This is a genomic window from Nitrosospira sp. TNL200 (genome assembly GCF_055386305.1).
In genome coordinates this window covers 3,253,511-3,267,498 of sequence record NZ_AP041003.1, presented here as the reverse complement: position 1 = coordinate 3,267,498, position 13,988 = coordinate 3,253,511, and the positions used below count along the sequence as shown (strand labels likewise).

At 57.6% G+C, this 13,988-nt stretch carries 12 protein-coding genes and 1 tRNA gene; 11 read left to right on the top strand and 2 right to left on the bottom strand.

Annotated elements, in window-relative coordinates; genetic code table 11:
• Nucleotides 1–184 precede the first annotated feature (184 nt).
• Together ACZ5CE_RS14815 and ACZ5CE_RS14810 are read right to left on the bottom strand one after the other, a co-directional pair.
• A complete protein-coding gene (locus ACZ5CE_RS14815; RefSeq protein WP_464575663.1) occupies nt 185–1,711 on the bottom strand; it encodes a YifB family Mg chelatase-like AAA ATPase in 1,527 nt (508 codons plus the stop codon).
• Between the two features lie 121 nt (nt 1,712–1,832).
• Nucleotides 1,833–2,189, bottom strand: a complete 357-nt coding sequence (locus tag ACZ5CE_RS14810; RefSeq protein WP_464575662.1) for an accessory factor UbiK family protein — start codon at nt 2,187–2,189, stop codon at nt 1,833–1,835.
• A gap of 127 nt (nt 2,190–2,316) precedes the next feature.
• On the opposite strand from ACZ5CE_RS14810, the gene ACZ5CE_RS14805 reads away from it, so the two are divergent.
• The 11 genes from ACZ5CE_RS14805 to ACZ5CE_RS14755 all read left to right on the top strand — a co-directional run bounded on the left by ACZ5CE_RS14805 (nt 2,317) and on the right by ACZ5CE_RS14755 (nt 13,514).
• Nucleotides 2,317–3,318 (top strand): aminoglycoside phosphotransferase family protein, encoded by a 1,002-nt coding sequence (locus ACZ5CE_RS14805; RefSeq protein WP_464575661.1) that lies wholly within the window; start codon nt 2,317–2,319, stop codon nt 3,316–3,318.
• Nucleotides 3,302–4,063: an N-acetylmuramate alpha-1-phosphate uridylyltransferase MurU gene (gene murU, locus ACZ5CE_RS14800; protein ID WP_464575660.1), complete on the top strand. Its 762-nt coding sequence runs from the start codon at nt 3,302–3,304 to the stop codon at nt 4,061–4,063. Before ACZ5CE_RS14805 ends, murU begins: the two co-directional genes overlap by 17 nt.
• A gap of 200 nt (nt 4,064–4,263) precedes the next feature.
• On the top strand, nt 4,264–5,583 hold the full coding sequence (locus tag ACZ5CE_RS14795) for an aminopeptidase P N-terminal domain-containing protein (RefSeq protein ID WP_464575659.1): 1,320 nt from the start codon (nt 4,264–4,266) through the stop codon (nt 5,581–5,583).
• 4 nt (nt 5,584–5,587) lie between these two features.
• Nucleotides 5,588–5,995, top strand: coding sequence for a hypothetical protein (locus tag ACZ5CE_RS14790; protein WP_464575658.1), 408 nt, complete (start codon nt 5,588–5,590; stop codon nt 5,993–5,995).
• A 117-nt stretch (nt 5,996–6,112) separates the two neighbouring features.
• Nucleotides 6,113–7,426 (top strand): FAD-dependent monooxygenase, encoded by a 1,314-nt coding sequence (locus tag ACZ5CE_RS14785; protein WP_464575657.1) that lies wholly within the window; start codon nt 6,113–6,115, stop codon nt 7,424–7,426.
• 518 nt (nt 7,427–7,944) lie between these two features.
• Nucleotides 7,945–8,958 (top strand): tRNA dihydrouridine synthase DusB, encoded by a 1,014-nt coding sequence (gene dusB / locus ACZ5CE_RS14780; protein WP_464575656.1) that lies wholly within the window; start codon nt 7,945–7,947, stop codon nt 8,956–8,958.
• Nucleotides 8,955–9,197: a helix-turn-helix domain-containing protein gene (locus tag ACZ5CE_RS14775; protein ID WP_464575655.1), complete on the top strand. Its 243-nt coding sequence runs from the start codon at nt 8,955–8,957 to the stop codon at nt 9,195–9,197. The genes dusB and ACZ5CE_RS14775 overlap by 4 nt, the downstream gene beginning before the upstream one ends.
• A 104-nt stretch (nt 9,198–9,301) precedes the next feature.
• Complete coding sequence (gene purH, locus ACZ5CE_RS14770; RefSeq protein WP_464575654.1) at nt 9,302–10,891, top strand: bifunctional phosphoribosylaminoimidazolecarboxamide formyltransferase/IMP cyclohydrolase; 1,590 nt, start codon at nt 9,302–9,304, stop codon at nt 10,889–10,891.
• Between the two features lie 189 nt (nt 10,892–11,080).
• Nucleotides 11,081–12,394 (top strand): phosphoribosylamine--glycine ligase, encoded by a 1,314-nt coding sequence (gene purD / locus ACZ5CE_RS14765; protein ID WP_464575653.1) that lies wholly within the window; start codon nt 11,081–11,083, stop codon nt 12,392–12,394.
• Between the two features lie 25 nt (nt 12,395–12,419).
• Entirely contained in the window at nt 12,420–13,319 is a 900-nt protein-coding gene (gene hemF / locus ACZ5CE_RS14760; protein WP_464575652.1) for an oxygen-dependent coproporphyrinogen oxidase, read from the top strand.
• 119 nt (nt 13,320–13,438) lie between these two features.
• A tRNA-Ala gene (locus ACZ5CE_RS14755) sits at nt 13,439–13,514 on the top strand.
• Nucleotides 13,515–13,988 lie beyond the last annotated feature (474 nt).

Sequence of the window (13,988 nt, the reverse complement as noted above, 5' to 3'; positions counted from 1 at the left end):
TATCCAGCTCATGGACATGGATGAAGCCAATTTTACATCAATCCCCGCCTTTCCTCTCCCCTGGTCCGATCAATTGAGAGGCTGCCGCACGCTGCCAAAGGTGGAAGGTGGGAGGAATGTGGCTGATATCCACGTGCCGCTTCGAGGCGTCCGGGATCGGTATTTCTCTTGCCCTCCAAGGGGTTCAATGCCGGTCCAGCTTGCGATATTGCACTGCTTCCGCGATGTGATTGCTCGTTATGTGGTCGCTCTCAGCCAGATCGGCAATTGTCCGGGCCAATTTCAGAATGCGATGGTAGGCGCGGCCAGACAAATTCAGGCGGCTGATGGCCAGCTTCAACAGGTTTTCGCCTGGCAAATCAGGAACGCAATATTTATCCATTTCTTTGACTGCCAGCCGCGAATTGGCCTTGCCTTGCCGTTCCAGTTGCTTTTGATAGCCTTTTTCGACACGCTGCCTTATCCGCGAGCTTGGTTCGCCATCCGATTGGCGCATGATGTCTTCCTGCGGCGCGGCTGGCACCTCGATCTGGATATCGATCCGATCCAGCAACGGGCCGGAAATTTTTCCGCGGTAGCGGGCCACCTGATCGGGAGTGCAACGGCATTTTCCGTTATGGTGTCCCAGATAACCGCAGGGACAAGGGTTCATGGCCGCGATCAACTGGAACCGTGCAGGAAAATCGGCTTGCCTTGCGGCACGCGATATCGTTATATGCCCTGATTCAAGCGGTTCCCGCAGCACTTCCAGAACCTTGCGATCGAATTCGGGCAGTTCATCGAGAAACAGCACGCCATTCATCGCTAGGGAAATCTCGCCCGGACGGGGATTGCTGCCGCCTCCCACCAATGCGACAGCGGATGCCGTGTGATGGGGTGAACGATAGGGACGGCGCCTCCAGGCTGCGATATCGAAGCTGCCGTTGCTCAACGATTGCATTGCGGCTGATTCCAGGGCTTCTTCTTCGGTCATCGATGGCAGGATGCCAGGAAGCCGCGCCGCCAGCATCGATTTTCCGGTACCGGGTGGCCCTATCATCAGCACGCTATGATTGCCTGCAGCCGCAATTTCCAATGCGCGCTTGGCATGCGGTTGACCCTTGACCTCCTCCATGTCGAGATAATGCGGCTCCTCCTGGCCGGCGATCGGCGCCCCTGCTGTTTCATCTCCAGAGGTGCTGCCATAACGCTCCAGTGGCGTGCGGCCAGCGAGATGGGTGCAAATCTGCAATAGCGATGTCGCGGGATATACTGCTGCTTCCCTGACAAGCGCCGCTTCCGCGGCATTTTGCCGAGGCAGCACAAAACTTCGGCCTGAGCGCGATGCGCCATATGTCATTGCCAGCGCGCCCCGGATTGCCCGCAATTCTCCTGTGAGAGCAAGCTCTCCCGCCCACTCGTATTCGCCCAGCTTATCGGAAGGAATCTGGCCGGTAGCCGCAAGAATCCCCAAGGCAATGGGAAGATCGAATCTCCCGCTTTCCTTTGGTAAATCGGCGGGAGCGAGATTGACCGTTATGCGCCGGGATGGAAACTCGAACTGTGCGTTCTGGATGGCTGCCCGCACCCTGTCCTTGCTTTCCTTCACTTCCGTTTCCGGCAGTCCGACGATGGTAAAGCCGGGCAGGCCGTTTGCGATATGCGCTTCCACCGTAACCAATGGCGAATCCATGCCCGAGATGGCGCGGCTATAAAGTATCGCTAGCGGCATTCAGGCAAATTCCCGCCAATCAGCGGCGGCATGCGGTTTCGCCTGGCGGTAAGCCGGGATGAAGCCGGGCCTGCGGTATTTTTCCGGCACCGTTAGAAACGATCCTTTGTGTCGAAGCCCACTATTCTGATTCTGAAAGGTCGTCCAGGTTTTCCGCCGAATTCGAGAACCCGGCTTTCTTTGCGGTTCTCCGTTGCCTCGCCGACGTCTCCGCCGGAGCTGTTTCTGAATGCAGCTTGTCAGAACGCGCTTCTGTCTCCAATTCCGTAACACGCGTTTCCAATTCGGTCAATTTTTCGCGGGTGCGTTTGAGCACTTCCTGCTGAACATCGAATTCCTCCCGCGTGACCAGGTCAAGTTTCATGAATATTCCCGAGAGCATCACGCGCAGGTTTTTTTCCGCATCCTTGACCGGGCTCTGCGCCAGGAATTCATTGACCTTGGTTACCACTTCGTCCAATACTTTTTGGTTTAGCATGATTTTCTCCATGATGTCACTCTGCCGCGCCTTCTGCCCGAGAGACTCTGCATCTGCAGCAGGATAAGAGGCGCTATCCGCGTGCTAAAATCTCATACTTCCCGCAATTAAGCAATCAGCCAACATTATGGACCGTTTGCATCTCCTGGAAAACTGGATCAGCCGGCAGTTCCCGGAAAAGCGCTTCACCCTTGCGACGGCCTCGGCGGATGCCAGCTTTCGCCGTTATTTTCGTGCCACCTTCGAGGATGGCACCCTGATTGCAATGGATGCCCCGCCTCAGCATGAGGACTGCGGCCCTTTCCTGCATGTGGCTGGACTGTTCTCCGCGGCGGGCTTGCATGTGCCGGAGATAGTGGCGCAGGATCCGGTCCAGGGTTTCCTGCTTCTCTCCGACCTGGGACGCCTTACTTATCTTCAGGCCATGGATGACCCGGATTCGGCAGATCGTTTGTACCGCGATGCCATTGCAGCGTTGCTGAAAATGCAAATGGCAAGCCGGCCCGGCGTGCTGCCGGAATATGATGAAGCGCTGCTGCTCAGGGAACTGCGCGTGTTCCCTGAGTGGTACATGACCAGGCATCTGAAGGCAACCCTCGATGCAAGCCAGAAAACCGGGCTTGACCAGGTTTTTGCGCAGATTGTGCAACGCTGCCTGGCCCAGCCGAAAGTCTTTGTGCACCGGGACTACCATTCGCGCAACCTGATGGTTGCCATCCCCAATCCCGGCGTTATCGATTTCCAGGACGCGGTTTACGGCCCCATTACCTACGATCTGGTATCCCTGTTCAAGGATGCCTATATCCGGTGGGAGGAGGAGCGCATCCTGGACTGGCTTATCCGTTATTGGGAACAAGCCAGGGCCATGAGCCTGCCCGTTCCCGCGGATTTTGCCGGGTTTTACCAGGACTTCGAGTGGATGGGAGTGCAACGCCACGTCAAGATCCTGGGAGTATTCGCACGCCTGTGGCATCGCGATGGCAAGGAAGGCTATCTCCGGGATATCCCCCTGGTGCTGGAATATCTGCGCAAGACCTGCAGCCGCTATCCGGAGCTCACCCCTTTGCTCGCGCTGCTGGACAGGCTGGAAGAAAATCCCCTTGAAGAAAGAATTGGCTATACTTTCTAAAGCCGCGCCATTCAGGGCCATGATCCTTGCTGCCGGACGTGGCGAACGGATGCGGCCCCTGACTGATGCCTTGCCCAAACCATTGCTGCGCGCGGGTTCCCGGCCGTTGATCGAATATCATGTGGAAAAACTTGCGCGAGCGGGCTTCGCCGGGATCATTATCAATCATGCCCATCTTGGCCACATGATAGAGGTGGCCCTGGGCAGCGGCGAGCGCTACGGCATCCCCATCCGTTATTCTCCCGAACCTGCAGCGCTTGAAACCGCCGGGGGTATCGCGCAGGCACTGCGGTTATTGGAAGACGGAATTCCAGATGACAGGAAAGGACAGCCGTTTCTGGCGGTCAATGCGGACATTTATTGTGAACTCGATTTCCTGGAGCTGCTGCCTGTCCTGCATCGGATGCAGGTCGAGCCGGAAGATGATCTTGCTTATCTGGTGTTGGTGGACAACCCTTCGCATCATCCGGACGGAGATTTTGCTCTCGATGCTGGCAGAGTTGTTCCACGGAGTAGCGAGGGCGGCGAAATGCTGACCTTCAGCGGCATAGGGATATATCGCCCGCAGTTTTTCAGGGAAGTGGCGCCCGGTTCGGTAGCAAAGCTGGCGCCGCTATTGCGAAAAGGCATAGCGGCGGGGAAAGTGGGGGGCAAGCACTATCGGGGAATCTGGGTCGATGTCGGCACGCCCGAACGCCTGCGTGCGCTCGATTTGAAGCTTGGCGCCGCTCCAGCGCAACTTTAGCGAACGCTTGCAGTATAGCGAGGCGAGCTTTCGATCCCCTGGAGTGCCGCTGAGATTGGGCTCTCCCTTCGTTGGGCCATGACGAAAACTCTTGAACTGATAGGCGGTCACAAACAGGGATAGGTATGAGCGAAAATAAGCAGATCTGGACGACTATGCGCGCTTTGCTTTATCCGTAAAATCCTGCAAAAATCATTATTATGATTCCGGTAAAAACTTTTGCCGCAAGACGCCGCAGCATCGCCTCCCGCATGCAGGGCGTTGCCATCCTTCCCACCGCGCGGGAACAGGTGCGAAATCGGGATGCCCACTTTCCCTATCGTTTCGACAGTTATTTTTACTATCTGACCGGCTTTCGCGAGCCGGAAGCCGTGCTGGTAATAGTGGCGGACCCTGGCAACGAGGATAAGACGAGGCATATCCTGTTTTGCCGCGACAAGGACCCGGAGCGCGAAATATGGGAAGGTTTTCGTTATGGCCCAGAGGCCGCAGGGGAAGCATTCGGGTTTGACGAGGCATACTCCATTATCAAGCTGGAAGAAATGATGCCGCGGCTGCTTGCCGACCAGCCTGCCGTGTATTGTACCCTGGGGCAGGATGCCTCCTGGGATACGAGGTTGACCGGATGGGTGAACAGGGTGCGCGAGCAGGCGCGAAGTGGCGTCACGGCGCCTGCCCAAATCCGCGACATCCGGCTTCTGCTGGACGAAATGCGCTTGTTCAAAGGTGCCGAAGAACTCGAAGTCATGCGCGGCGCTGCGGAAATATCCTGTGGCGCTCACCGCCGCGCCATGCTCAAAACCGGTCCTGGCATGGGTGAATATGAAATCGAAGCCGAGCTGCTTTACGAATTTCGACGCAGGGGCGCGCAATCCCCCGCATACACCTCCATCGTGGCGGGTGGCGCCAATGCCTGCGTACTGCACTATGTCGAGAATAATGCCCGCCTGAAGGATGGCGAACTCCTGTTGATCGATGCAGGGTGTGAGCTGGATGGCTACGCATCGGATATCACGCGCACCTTTCCCGTGAACGGAACATTCAGCGCGCCGCAAAGAGACCTGTATGAGGTGGTGCTGGCCGCGCAGGAGGCGGCGATAGCGGCGGTGCGTCCGGACAATCACTGGAATGTTCCGCACGAGGCGGCGCTGCAGATATTGGCGCAGGGATTCATCGATCTGGGTTTATGCCAGGGCAGCGTCGACGGTGTCATACAGTCGGAAGATTACAAGCGTTTCTATATGCACCGCACGGGCCATTGGCTGGGCCTGGACGTGCATGACGCGGGGGAATACAAGCAAAACGGAACGTGGCGCGCGTTGCAGCCGGGAATGACCTTGACCGTGGAGCCCGGTTGCTACGTTCGGCCTTCGGAGAATGTCCCTGCGCATTTCTGGAATATCGGTGTGCGCATCGAGGATGACGTCGCGGTAACAAGGACCGGATGCGAGGTATTGACCTCCGCCGCGCCCAAGAGCGTTGCGCAAATCGAGGAGTTGATGCGAAACCGGGAGGCATGATCCCATGGACGAGAAAAACAGGATAATCATCAGGCGCATATCTCGAAACGAACAGACAGGCATTCCTGAAGAGAAGATCATGCGGGTTGCCCCCGTGGGTTGGGCTGGCCGATGGGCACTGTATCTGGTCCTTATTCCGGTGTTCATCCTTCTGGCGATTTTAGGCGTTTTCTTTTTTACCGCGTTTTTTGCGTTGTTCGCGGTAGCGGCTGCCGGGCTTGCGCTGCGTCTATGGTGGCTGCGCCGCAAGCTGCGTGAATCCCTGGAGGGGCGAGAGGGCCGTGTATCGGAGAAAGGGATATCGGAGGGAGACTATGTCGTGATCGAGGATGCGCAAATTATCGAAGAAAGTAGTGGGACAGACAAGACATCGGGAGCAGCTGGTGGGAAGGATAGGGACGTTGGAAAATAATCGGATCAATACCTGCGCAGGAACAAGGAAGGGGAAGGGCAGGGAAGATCAACTGTCGGACGCATTGTTGATATCACCACCGGTGCGGGAGGTGTGCTGAAGCCGCCAGGAAATCAAATGACCATCGATATCACGGATACCAGCGATACCGGCGCTCGGCACGACTATGACTTGATCATCGTTGGCGGCGGCCCCGTCGGCATGGCGCTGGCCCTTGCCTTGCGGGGTAGCGGCGTGTCCGTGCTGTTGCTGGAAGCGCGGGGATTGTCCGGGAAAACCGAGGATTCCCGGCCATTGGCGCTATCCCATGGCAGCCGGCTCATCCTGCAGCGCCTGGGCGTATGGCAGGGATTGCCCGAAGTCACTCCTATCACCACCATTCATATTTCCAATCGCGGCGGTTTTGGACGAACCATACTTGCCGCCGCGGATATGGGCGTGCCTGCCCTGGGCTATGTCCTGAATCACCATGACGTCTTCCGCGCCATGCACAAGGCGCTTCGAAATTCCGGCACCACTTATCTGACAGGAGCGCAGGTGGTACGCCTGGAAACCCTTGCGGAAGTGGCATCGGTCGAATTCCAGCACGAAGGTCGCACAAAAAAGGCATCGGCAGGGTTGCTGGTCCTGGCGGATGGGGGCCGTCTTATCGAGCAAATAGAAGGCGTGACCCAACATGTGCATGATTATGGGCAATGGGCTGTAGTGGCTCGCGTCAAAAGCGAGCACCTTCCAGCGTTCGCCAATGCTTCTCCCGAGGATCCCGCCTATGCCGCAGCCGGGGACGAGCCCGGATTAGAGCGCGCCAAAGGCGCTCGCCGGCCTGGAAAGCGTATTCATCCCCATCCCCAGCCGGGCGTGGCTTACGAGCGCTTCACTCCCGATGGCCCGGTAGCGTTGCTGCCATCCGGCGAATATTTTGCATTGGTGTGGACAGTTTCTCCTTCCCTGGCGCAGGAAATCCTGGGCCTTGACGATGCGGCTTTCCTGATACGGCTGCACACCCATTTCGGGGATCGCCTCGGCAAATTCATTGAAACCGGGAAGCGAGCCGGTTTTCCTCTAGCGCTCAAGTATGCAAGCCCGGTCACGGCCTGCCGGAGCGTTCTCATAGGCAACGCCGCACAAACCTTGCACCCGGTCGCAGGGCAGGGGTTCAACCTGGGGTTGCGCGACGCCTGGGAACTGGCCGACGAAATCATTGCGGCTTCCCCCGAGGCCGGTACCCCCGCGATGCTGGCGAGATATCGGGAAAAGCGCCGTGTGGATAGCAATGTGGGCCGTATTTTTACCGATTCGCTGGTCAAGCTTTTCTCCAACGACGACCCTCTTCTGAGCAGCATGCGCAGCCTGGGGTTGAGCGCACTGGATTGCCTCCCTCAGGCCAAGCGCTTCGTCGCCAGGAGAATGATGTTCGGTGCGAGGGGTTAGGGAAACGCTGAGCAAATCTCCGCTCGCGCGGCGGCGGCTTCGCAGGATGGCATGCGCAAAAGGCAGCGGCGCGGCTGACTGGACTGCGATGGTTGGAGCAGTCTCTTCCAGAGGAAGATGCAGCCCTGCAGCGGGCGGTAAGCGCCCAACGATATCCTTGGTCTACATAAGGATATTTATGCTTTACGCATCTGCGCCAGCTTCTTCCTTTTTGTTTCCTGTTGAATTTTGTGCTGCTCCTTTGCTGTCCTGCTCCTGGCTTCTTGTGCCAAATCCCCTGGGTTGGCGCGACTTTCCGGCCGTAACGAATAGCCTTGTCGTCGCATTCATGGCGGCGATGGTTCACGCGCCTTCCGTCTTCCTGTAAAATGAAATAATGTCCTTGAGGTTTATAAGGATACTGCTTTACGCATCCGTGCCGGTTTCTTCTTCTCTGTTTCCTGTTAAACTTTAAGGCTTCTCCTTTGCTCCCGGCTCCTTGTGCTGGGGCTGGCGCAACTTTCCGGCGGCAACCCATCATGCAGATCGGTTCTCATATTCTCAAGAATAATCTTATCGTCGCACCCATGGCGGGGGTCACCGACCGCCCGTTTCGCCAGTTGTGCAAGAGCATGGGGGCGGGCATGGCCGTGTCGGAAATGGTATCCAGCAACTCCTTGTTGTGGGGTTCCGAAAAGACTCGTCGCCGCGCCAACCATGAGGGAGAGGTAGACCCGATCTCGGTGCAGATCGCTGGTGCTGATCCGGTGATGATGGCGGAAGCCGCCCGCTACAATGTCGCGCAGGGGGCGCAGATCATCGATATCAATATGGGATGCCCCGCCAAGAAGATTTGCAACGTGATGGCCGGATCCGCATTGTTGCAGGATGAGCCGCTGGTGGGAAAAATACTGGATGCCGTGGTCGGAGCGGTCGAGGTGCCGGTCACGCTCAAGATCCGCACCGGCTGGGACAAGCAGCATAAAAATGCGCTCGCCGTCGCACATATTGCCGAGAGCGCGGGAATCCAGGCGCTCGCCATACACGGACGCACGCGCGCTTGCGCCTATACCGGCCATGCCGAGTATGACACTATCGCCATGGTAAAAGCCGCCATCAACATACCAGTTGTCGCTAATGGCGACATCAATACGCCGGAGCAGGCGAGGCGGATACTTGACTATACGGGAGCCGACGCGGTGATGATCGGCCGGGCAGCGCAGGGGCGGCCCTGGATATTTCGCGAGATCAGCCACTATCTGGAGACCGGCAAACATATCCCGTTACCGGAAGTAGCCGAGATTCACCGTGTTCTCATCGATCATTTGCACGACCTGTATGAATTTTACGGTGAATACTCCGGAGTGCGGATCGCCCGCAAGCACATCTCCTGGTATACGAAGGGTCTGGTCGGCTCCGCCGTATTCCGCCATCAGATGAATCAGTTGCAAAGCGCGGAGCAGCAATTGGCGGCGGTTGACGAATTTTTCCACACGCTTGCCGCTTACGGACGCAGATTGGTCTATGCTGAGTCTGAGGAGCTGGTCGCATGAGCATAATCAATGAAAATAAAATCGCTCGCTGTGTGCGCAGCGCGGTGGAGGAGTATTTCAACGATCTGGATGGCGAAAAGCCCCATGCCATCCACGAGATGGTGATGTGCAGCGTGGAAAAACCGTTGATCGAGATGCTCATGCAGCAGGCCGGCGGCAACCAGACGCGCGCTGCGGAGTTGCTGGGCATTAACCGCAACACGCTTCGCAACAAGATAAAGCAGTACAAGATCAAATAGCAGGGCCGATAGCGGGCCGCGGCCGGACTTTTCAGCCCTGACGGCAGCGGTGGCCATTTCTGTTTACAATCGCTGCAATCCCAACTAAATAAAAAGAACATTCCATGAGCATCAAGCAGGCCCTGATAAGCGTTTCAGACAAAACCGGCATAGTTGAATTCGCGCATGCATTGCGCAAGCTGGGAATCGCCATTCTTTCGACTGGAGGAACGGCCGGATTGCTGAAAAACGCCGGCATCGAGGTTACCGAAGTCAGCAATTACACCGGTTTTCCCGAGATGCTTGACGGACGCGTAAAAACTCTCCACCCTAAAATACACGCCGGCATTCTTGCGCGAAAAGATGTGCCCGAGCACGAGGCAGCGATGGAGAAGGCGGGCATTCCCGCCATCGATCTCGTCATAGTGAACCTCTATCCCTTCAGCCAGACCGTGGCCCGGCCGGACTGCACCTTGCAAGAGGCAATCGAAAATATCGATATAGGGGGCCCGGCCATGGTGCGGGCCGCAGCAAAAAACTATGGAAGCGTTACGGTAGTGACCGATCCCCAGGATTATGCGCCGCTGCTCGTGGAAATAAAATTGGGAGGCGAGGTCAGCGAGGCCTTCCGCTTTCGCCTGGCCTGCAAGGCATTTTCGCATACCGCTGCCTACGATGGCGCGATCAGCAACTATCTCACTTCGCTTGGCGTATCCAGCCCGAAGGGCGGCGCGGATGGTCAGAGTCAAGCCATGCGCCAGACCTTCCCTGGACGGTTCAACCTCAATTTCGATATCGCGCAGCCCCTGCGTTACGGCGAGAATCCCCACCAGAAAGCGGCTTTTTACCGGGATCTGCAACCCGTGGCGGGTGGCCTCGCCAGCTATGCCCAGTTGCAGGGCAAGGAACTGTCATACAACAACATCGCCGATGCCGACGCAGCCTGGGAATGCGTCAAGACCTTCGACGAGCCCGCCTGCGTTATTATCAAGCACGCGAATCCCTGCGGCGTTGCAGTAGCGGATTCTCTCCTTGCAGCTTACAAGCGGGCTTTTGCCACCGATCCGACTTCCGCGTTTGGTGGCATCATCGCCTTCAATCGTCAACTGGATGGTGCCGCCGCCGAGGCCGTCGCGGCACAATTTGTCGAAGTGGTCATCGCCCCCGAATTAACCGATGGCGCGCGCGAGGTCTTCGCGCGCAAGACCAATGTCCGCGTACTGACGGTACCGTTCGAGACGGGCCATAACGCCTTTGACTTCAAGCGGGTGGGCGGAGGCATGCTGGTACAAACGCCAGACAGTCTCAATATCGATGCCGCCGAGCTGAAAGTGGCGACCAAGGCGCGGCCGACGCCGCAGCAGTTGCAGGATTTGCTGTTTGCCTGGCGGGTGGCGAAATTCGTCAAGTCCAATGCCATTGTGTTTTGTGCCAATGGCCGTACGCTCGGCGTGGGGGCGGGGCAAATGAGCCGGGTGGACAGCGCGCGCATTGCCTCGATCAAGGCCAGGAACGCGGGACTGGCTCTGGACGGTTCGACAGTGGCGTCGGATGCCTTTTTTCCGTTTCGTGACGGCCTGGATGTGGTCGTGGAAGCAGGGGCAAGGGCGGTGATCCAGCCTGGCGGCAGCGTGCGCGACGCGGAAGTGATCGCTGCCGCGGATGAGCAGGGCGTTGCCATGGTATTGACCGGCGTAAGGCATTTTCGGCATTGAATACCTGGCTGGCCGACTATTTCAGTCCAATGATTTCATCAACTCGCATTGCACGGCTTACGCATGAGTTATCATATCCCCGGCTTCATCAAGCCGAGGCTCATTGTACCCATCCGGGAATAAGACGCAAGATGGGAGACAAAGCTGATAGGGCAGGCGTAATCCGAATTCGAATCTCGATATCCTGATATGAAACTACTTGTAATTGGCGGCGGCGGCAGGGAGCATGCCTTGGCATGGAAGCTACTCCGCTCATCCCGCGGCCCCGCCCTTCCTACGGTCTTCGTGGCGCCCGGAAACGCGGGGACGGCGCTGGACGAAGACCTGGAAAATGTCCCGCTCACCGGAATTCCGGAACTGGTCGAGTTTGCCAGGAAAGAATCGGTCGCGTTTACTGTCGTCGGACCCGAAGCGCCCCTGGCGGATGGCATCGTGGATGCGTTTCACGCCGCCGGCCTCAAGATTTTCGGCCCTACCCGGCAGGCCGCGCAACTGGAAACATCCAAGGAGTTTGCCAAGGCCTTCATGCAGCGGCATGGCATTCCCACCGCGGCTTACGCGAGCTTCGATTCCCCTGATGAAGCGCATCGCTACGTGGATGAAAAAGGCGCACCCATCGTCGTCAAGGCGGATGGCCTGGCTGCAGGCAAGGGTGTGGTGGTGGCCATGACGCTGGAAGAGGCCCATGCCGCGGTGGACGCAATGCTCGTGAAAACATCGGCGGGAAAGGCGGCCGCCCGCATTGTGATCGAAGAGTTCCTGGAAGGCGAGGAGATCAGCTTTATCGTCATGGCCGATGGCCGGCATGTGCTGCCGCTGGCAACCAGCCAGGACCACAAACGCCTGAAAGAAGGCGACCAGGGGCCCAATACGGGCGGAATGGGCGCTTATTCTCCCGCGCCGGCGATAAGTCCCATGCTGCATGCCAAAATAATGCGGGAAGTCATTCATGCCGCCATGGCCGGCATGGAACAGGAAGGGATTCCCTTTACCGGTTTTCTGTACGCCGGGTTGATGATCCTGCCTGATGGCGGCATCCGGGTGCTCGAGTTCAATTGCCGCATGGGCGATCCGGAAGCCGAGGTCATCCTGCTGCGCCTGAAAAGCAACCTGATCACCCTGATGGAGCACGCGATAGGCGGCACGCTTGACAAAGTGGAAGCGGAGTGGGACCGGCGCACTGCTTTGGGCGTAGTCATGGCTGCGCACGACTATCCCGGCACGCCGCGCAGGGGCGACGTGATCCACGGCCTGCCCGATCTTCCCCAAATGCCCGTATCGGAGAAGGACTTCCACGTATTCCACGCGGGAACTGCCTTGGGTGGTGAAAACGGCAAGGAAATCGTCACTGCCGGCGGGCGGGTATTATGCATCACCGCGCTGGCGGATGGCGTCAGGATGGCGCAGCGCCGCGCATACGAAATCGCCGAGCATATCCATTTCGACGGCTGTCAGATGCGGCGCGATATCGGACACCGCGCTATCAATCAATCGCGCAAGTAATCGGACCAGGGGCGGACTGCAATCCATGAATGCAGCGGAACAGGCCAGGGAATTTTTTACTGGACTTCAGGCCCGGATCGTCCAGCGGCTGGAAGAAGTGGATGGAGCGCGGTTCCGCCGGGATGAATGGGAGCGGCCCGAAGGCGGTGGCGGATTGAGCTGCGTGATGGAAGAAGGCAACGTGCTGGAGCGCGGTGGGGTGAATTACTCCCATGTGTTCGGCGGCGGCCTGCCGGCTTCCGCTACCGCAGCCCGGCCCGAGTTATCCGGCCGCTCGTTCGAGGCGATGGGCGTATCGCTGGTGCTGCATCCGCGCAATCCCTACGCCCCCACAGTGCACTTGAACGTGCGCTTCCTGGAGGCGCGCAAGGAAGGCGCCGAGCCGGTATGGTGGTTTGGCGGCGGAATGGACCTGACTCCCTACTACGGCTTCGAAGAAGACGCCGTACATTTCCACCAGGCCTGCAAGGAGGCTCTGTCTCCTTTCGGGGAGGATTATCATCCGCGCTTCAAGAAGTGGTGCGACCAGTATTTTTACCTCAAGCACCGCAAGGAGCCGCGCGGCATTGGCGGCATTTTCTTCGATGATCTCAGCAAGCCGGATTTCGATACCTGCTTCAGCCTGACGAAAAGTGTCGGCGATCATTTCCTGGATGCCTACGTGCCTATCCTGGAACGGCGCCTGGTCATTCCTTATGGCGAGCGGGAACGCGACTTCCAGGCATACCGGCGCGGCCGCTATGTGGAATTCAATCTGGTGTGGGATCGGGGCACCTTATTTGGCCTGCAATCAGGAGGGCGCACCGAGTCCATCCTGATGTCCCTTCCCCCTATCGTGAAATGGCGCTACGACTGGAAGCCGGAACCGGGAAAGCCGGAAGAGAGACTTTATACGGACTTTCTGACAGGCAGAGACTGGGTGTGACGAGATTCGGTCTATTTCATGCGATGGTTAATCTTTGAGGCAGGAGTAAAAACCACCTGTTGCCTGCCGCGTCATATGATGGCATCGCTTTTTGATATAAAATACGCCAGAAATCAACCGGGGACGTAGCTCAGTTGGGAGAGCGTCGCGTTCGCAATGCGAAGGTCGGGAGTTCGATCCTCCTCGTCTCCACCAACTCACTGTTTCAAGAAGTTCCGAGGCGTCCAATCTCCTCTTCTTTCTTCAATAAAATCAAAGTAATTAACTGGCTTTTCGTCCCAGCAAGTCCTAAGCCGTCCCGTTGCAGCCTGCTCCCGATTGGGATATAAATCCGGGGTACATGGTGCACCCCTGAAGTCATAACGAACAGGAACGGCAAGACTGAATGGTCATTCAGCGTTCCATGAGAACGGGGGGTGGGCAAATCTTTGGGGAAGCGTGCTTGGACACCGTGCTGGGTCCCACGCAGACAAAAAATTCCCTATTTGAAAAGTTTCAGCAAATGGCAGCTGGGTAATCTCGGAATGAGCCCTGCAGATCGGTCTAAGGTGACCGTTATCAAGCGCGGTGGAGAGAATCCTTATATGAGTTTGGGTAGGACGTTCATAGACCCCCGGCATCATTGGAGGGCGGGATAAAGAATAGGTTGCTCCACCTCATTCACGTCTA

Excerpts from the sequence above, each read along its gene's own strand:
- purH (WP_464575654.1), top strand. The coding sequence starts at position 9,302 with ATGAGCATCAAGCAGGCCCTGATAAGCGTTTCAGACAAAACCGGCATA.
- ACZ5CE_RS14810 (WP_464575662.1), bottom strand. The coding sequence starts at position 2,189 with ATGCTAAACCAAAAAGTATTGGACGAAGTGGTAACCAAGGTCAATGAA.
- ACZ5CE_RS14815 (WP_464575663.1), bottom strand. The coding sequence starts at position 1,711 with ATGCCGCTAGCGATACTTTATAGCCGCGCCATCTCGGGCATGGATTCG.
- ACZ5CE_RS14785 (WP_464575657.1), top strand. The coding sequence starts at position 6,113 with ATGACCATCGATATCACGGATACCAGCGATACCGGCGCTCGGCACGAC.
- hemF (WP_464575652.1), top strand. The coding sequence starts at position 12,420 with ATGAATGCAGCGGAACAGGCCAGGGAATTTTTTACTGGACTTCAGGCC.
- ACZ5CE_RS14795 (WP_464575659.1), top strand. The coding sequence starts at position 4,264 with ATGATTCCGGTAAAAACTTTTGCCGCAAGACGCCGCAGCATCGCCTCC.
- ACZ5CE_RS14775 (WP_464575655.1), top strand. The coding sequence starts at position 8,955 with ATGAGCATAATCAATGAAAATAAAATCGCTCGCTGTGTGCGCAGCGCG.
- dusB (WP_464575656.1), top strand. The coding sequence starts at position 7,945 with ATGCAGATCGGTTCTCATATTCTCAAGAATAATCTTATCGTCGCACCC.
- ACZ5CE_RS14790 (WP_464575658.1), top strand. The coding sequence starts at position 5,588 with ATGGACGAGAAAAACAGGATAATCATCAGGCGCATATCTCGAAACGAA.
- ACZ5CE_RS14805 (WP_464575661.1), top strand. The coding sequence starts at position 2,317 with ATGGACCGTTTGCATCTCCTGGAAAACTGGATCAGCCGGCAGTTCCCG.
- purD (WP_464575653.1), top strand. The coding sequence starts at position 11,081 with ATGAAACTACTTGTAATTGGCGGCGGCGGCAGGGAGCATGCCTTGGCA.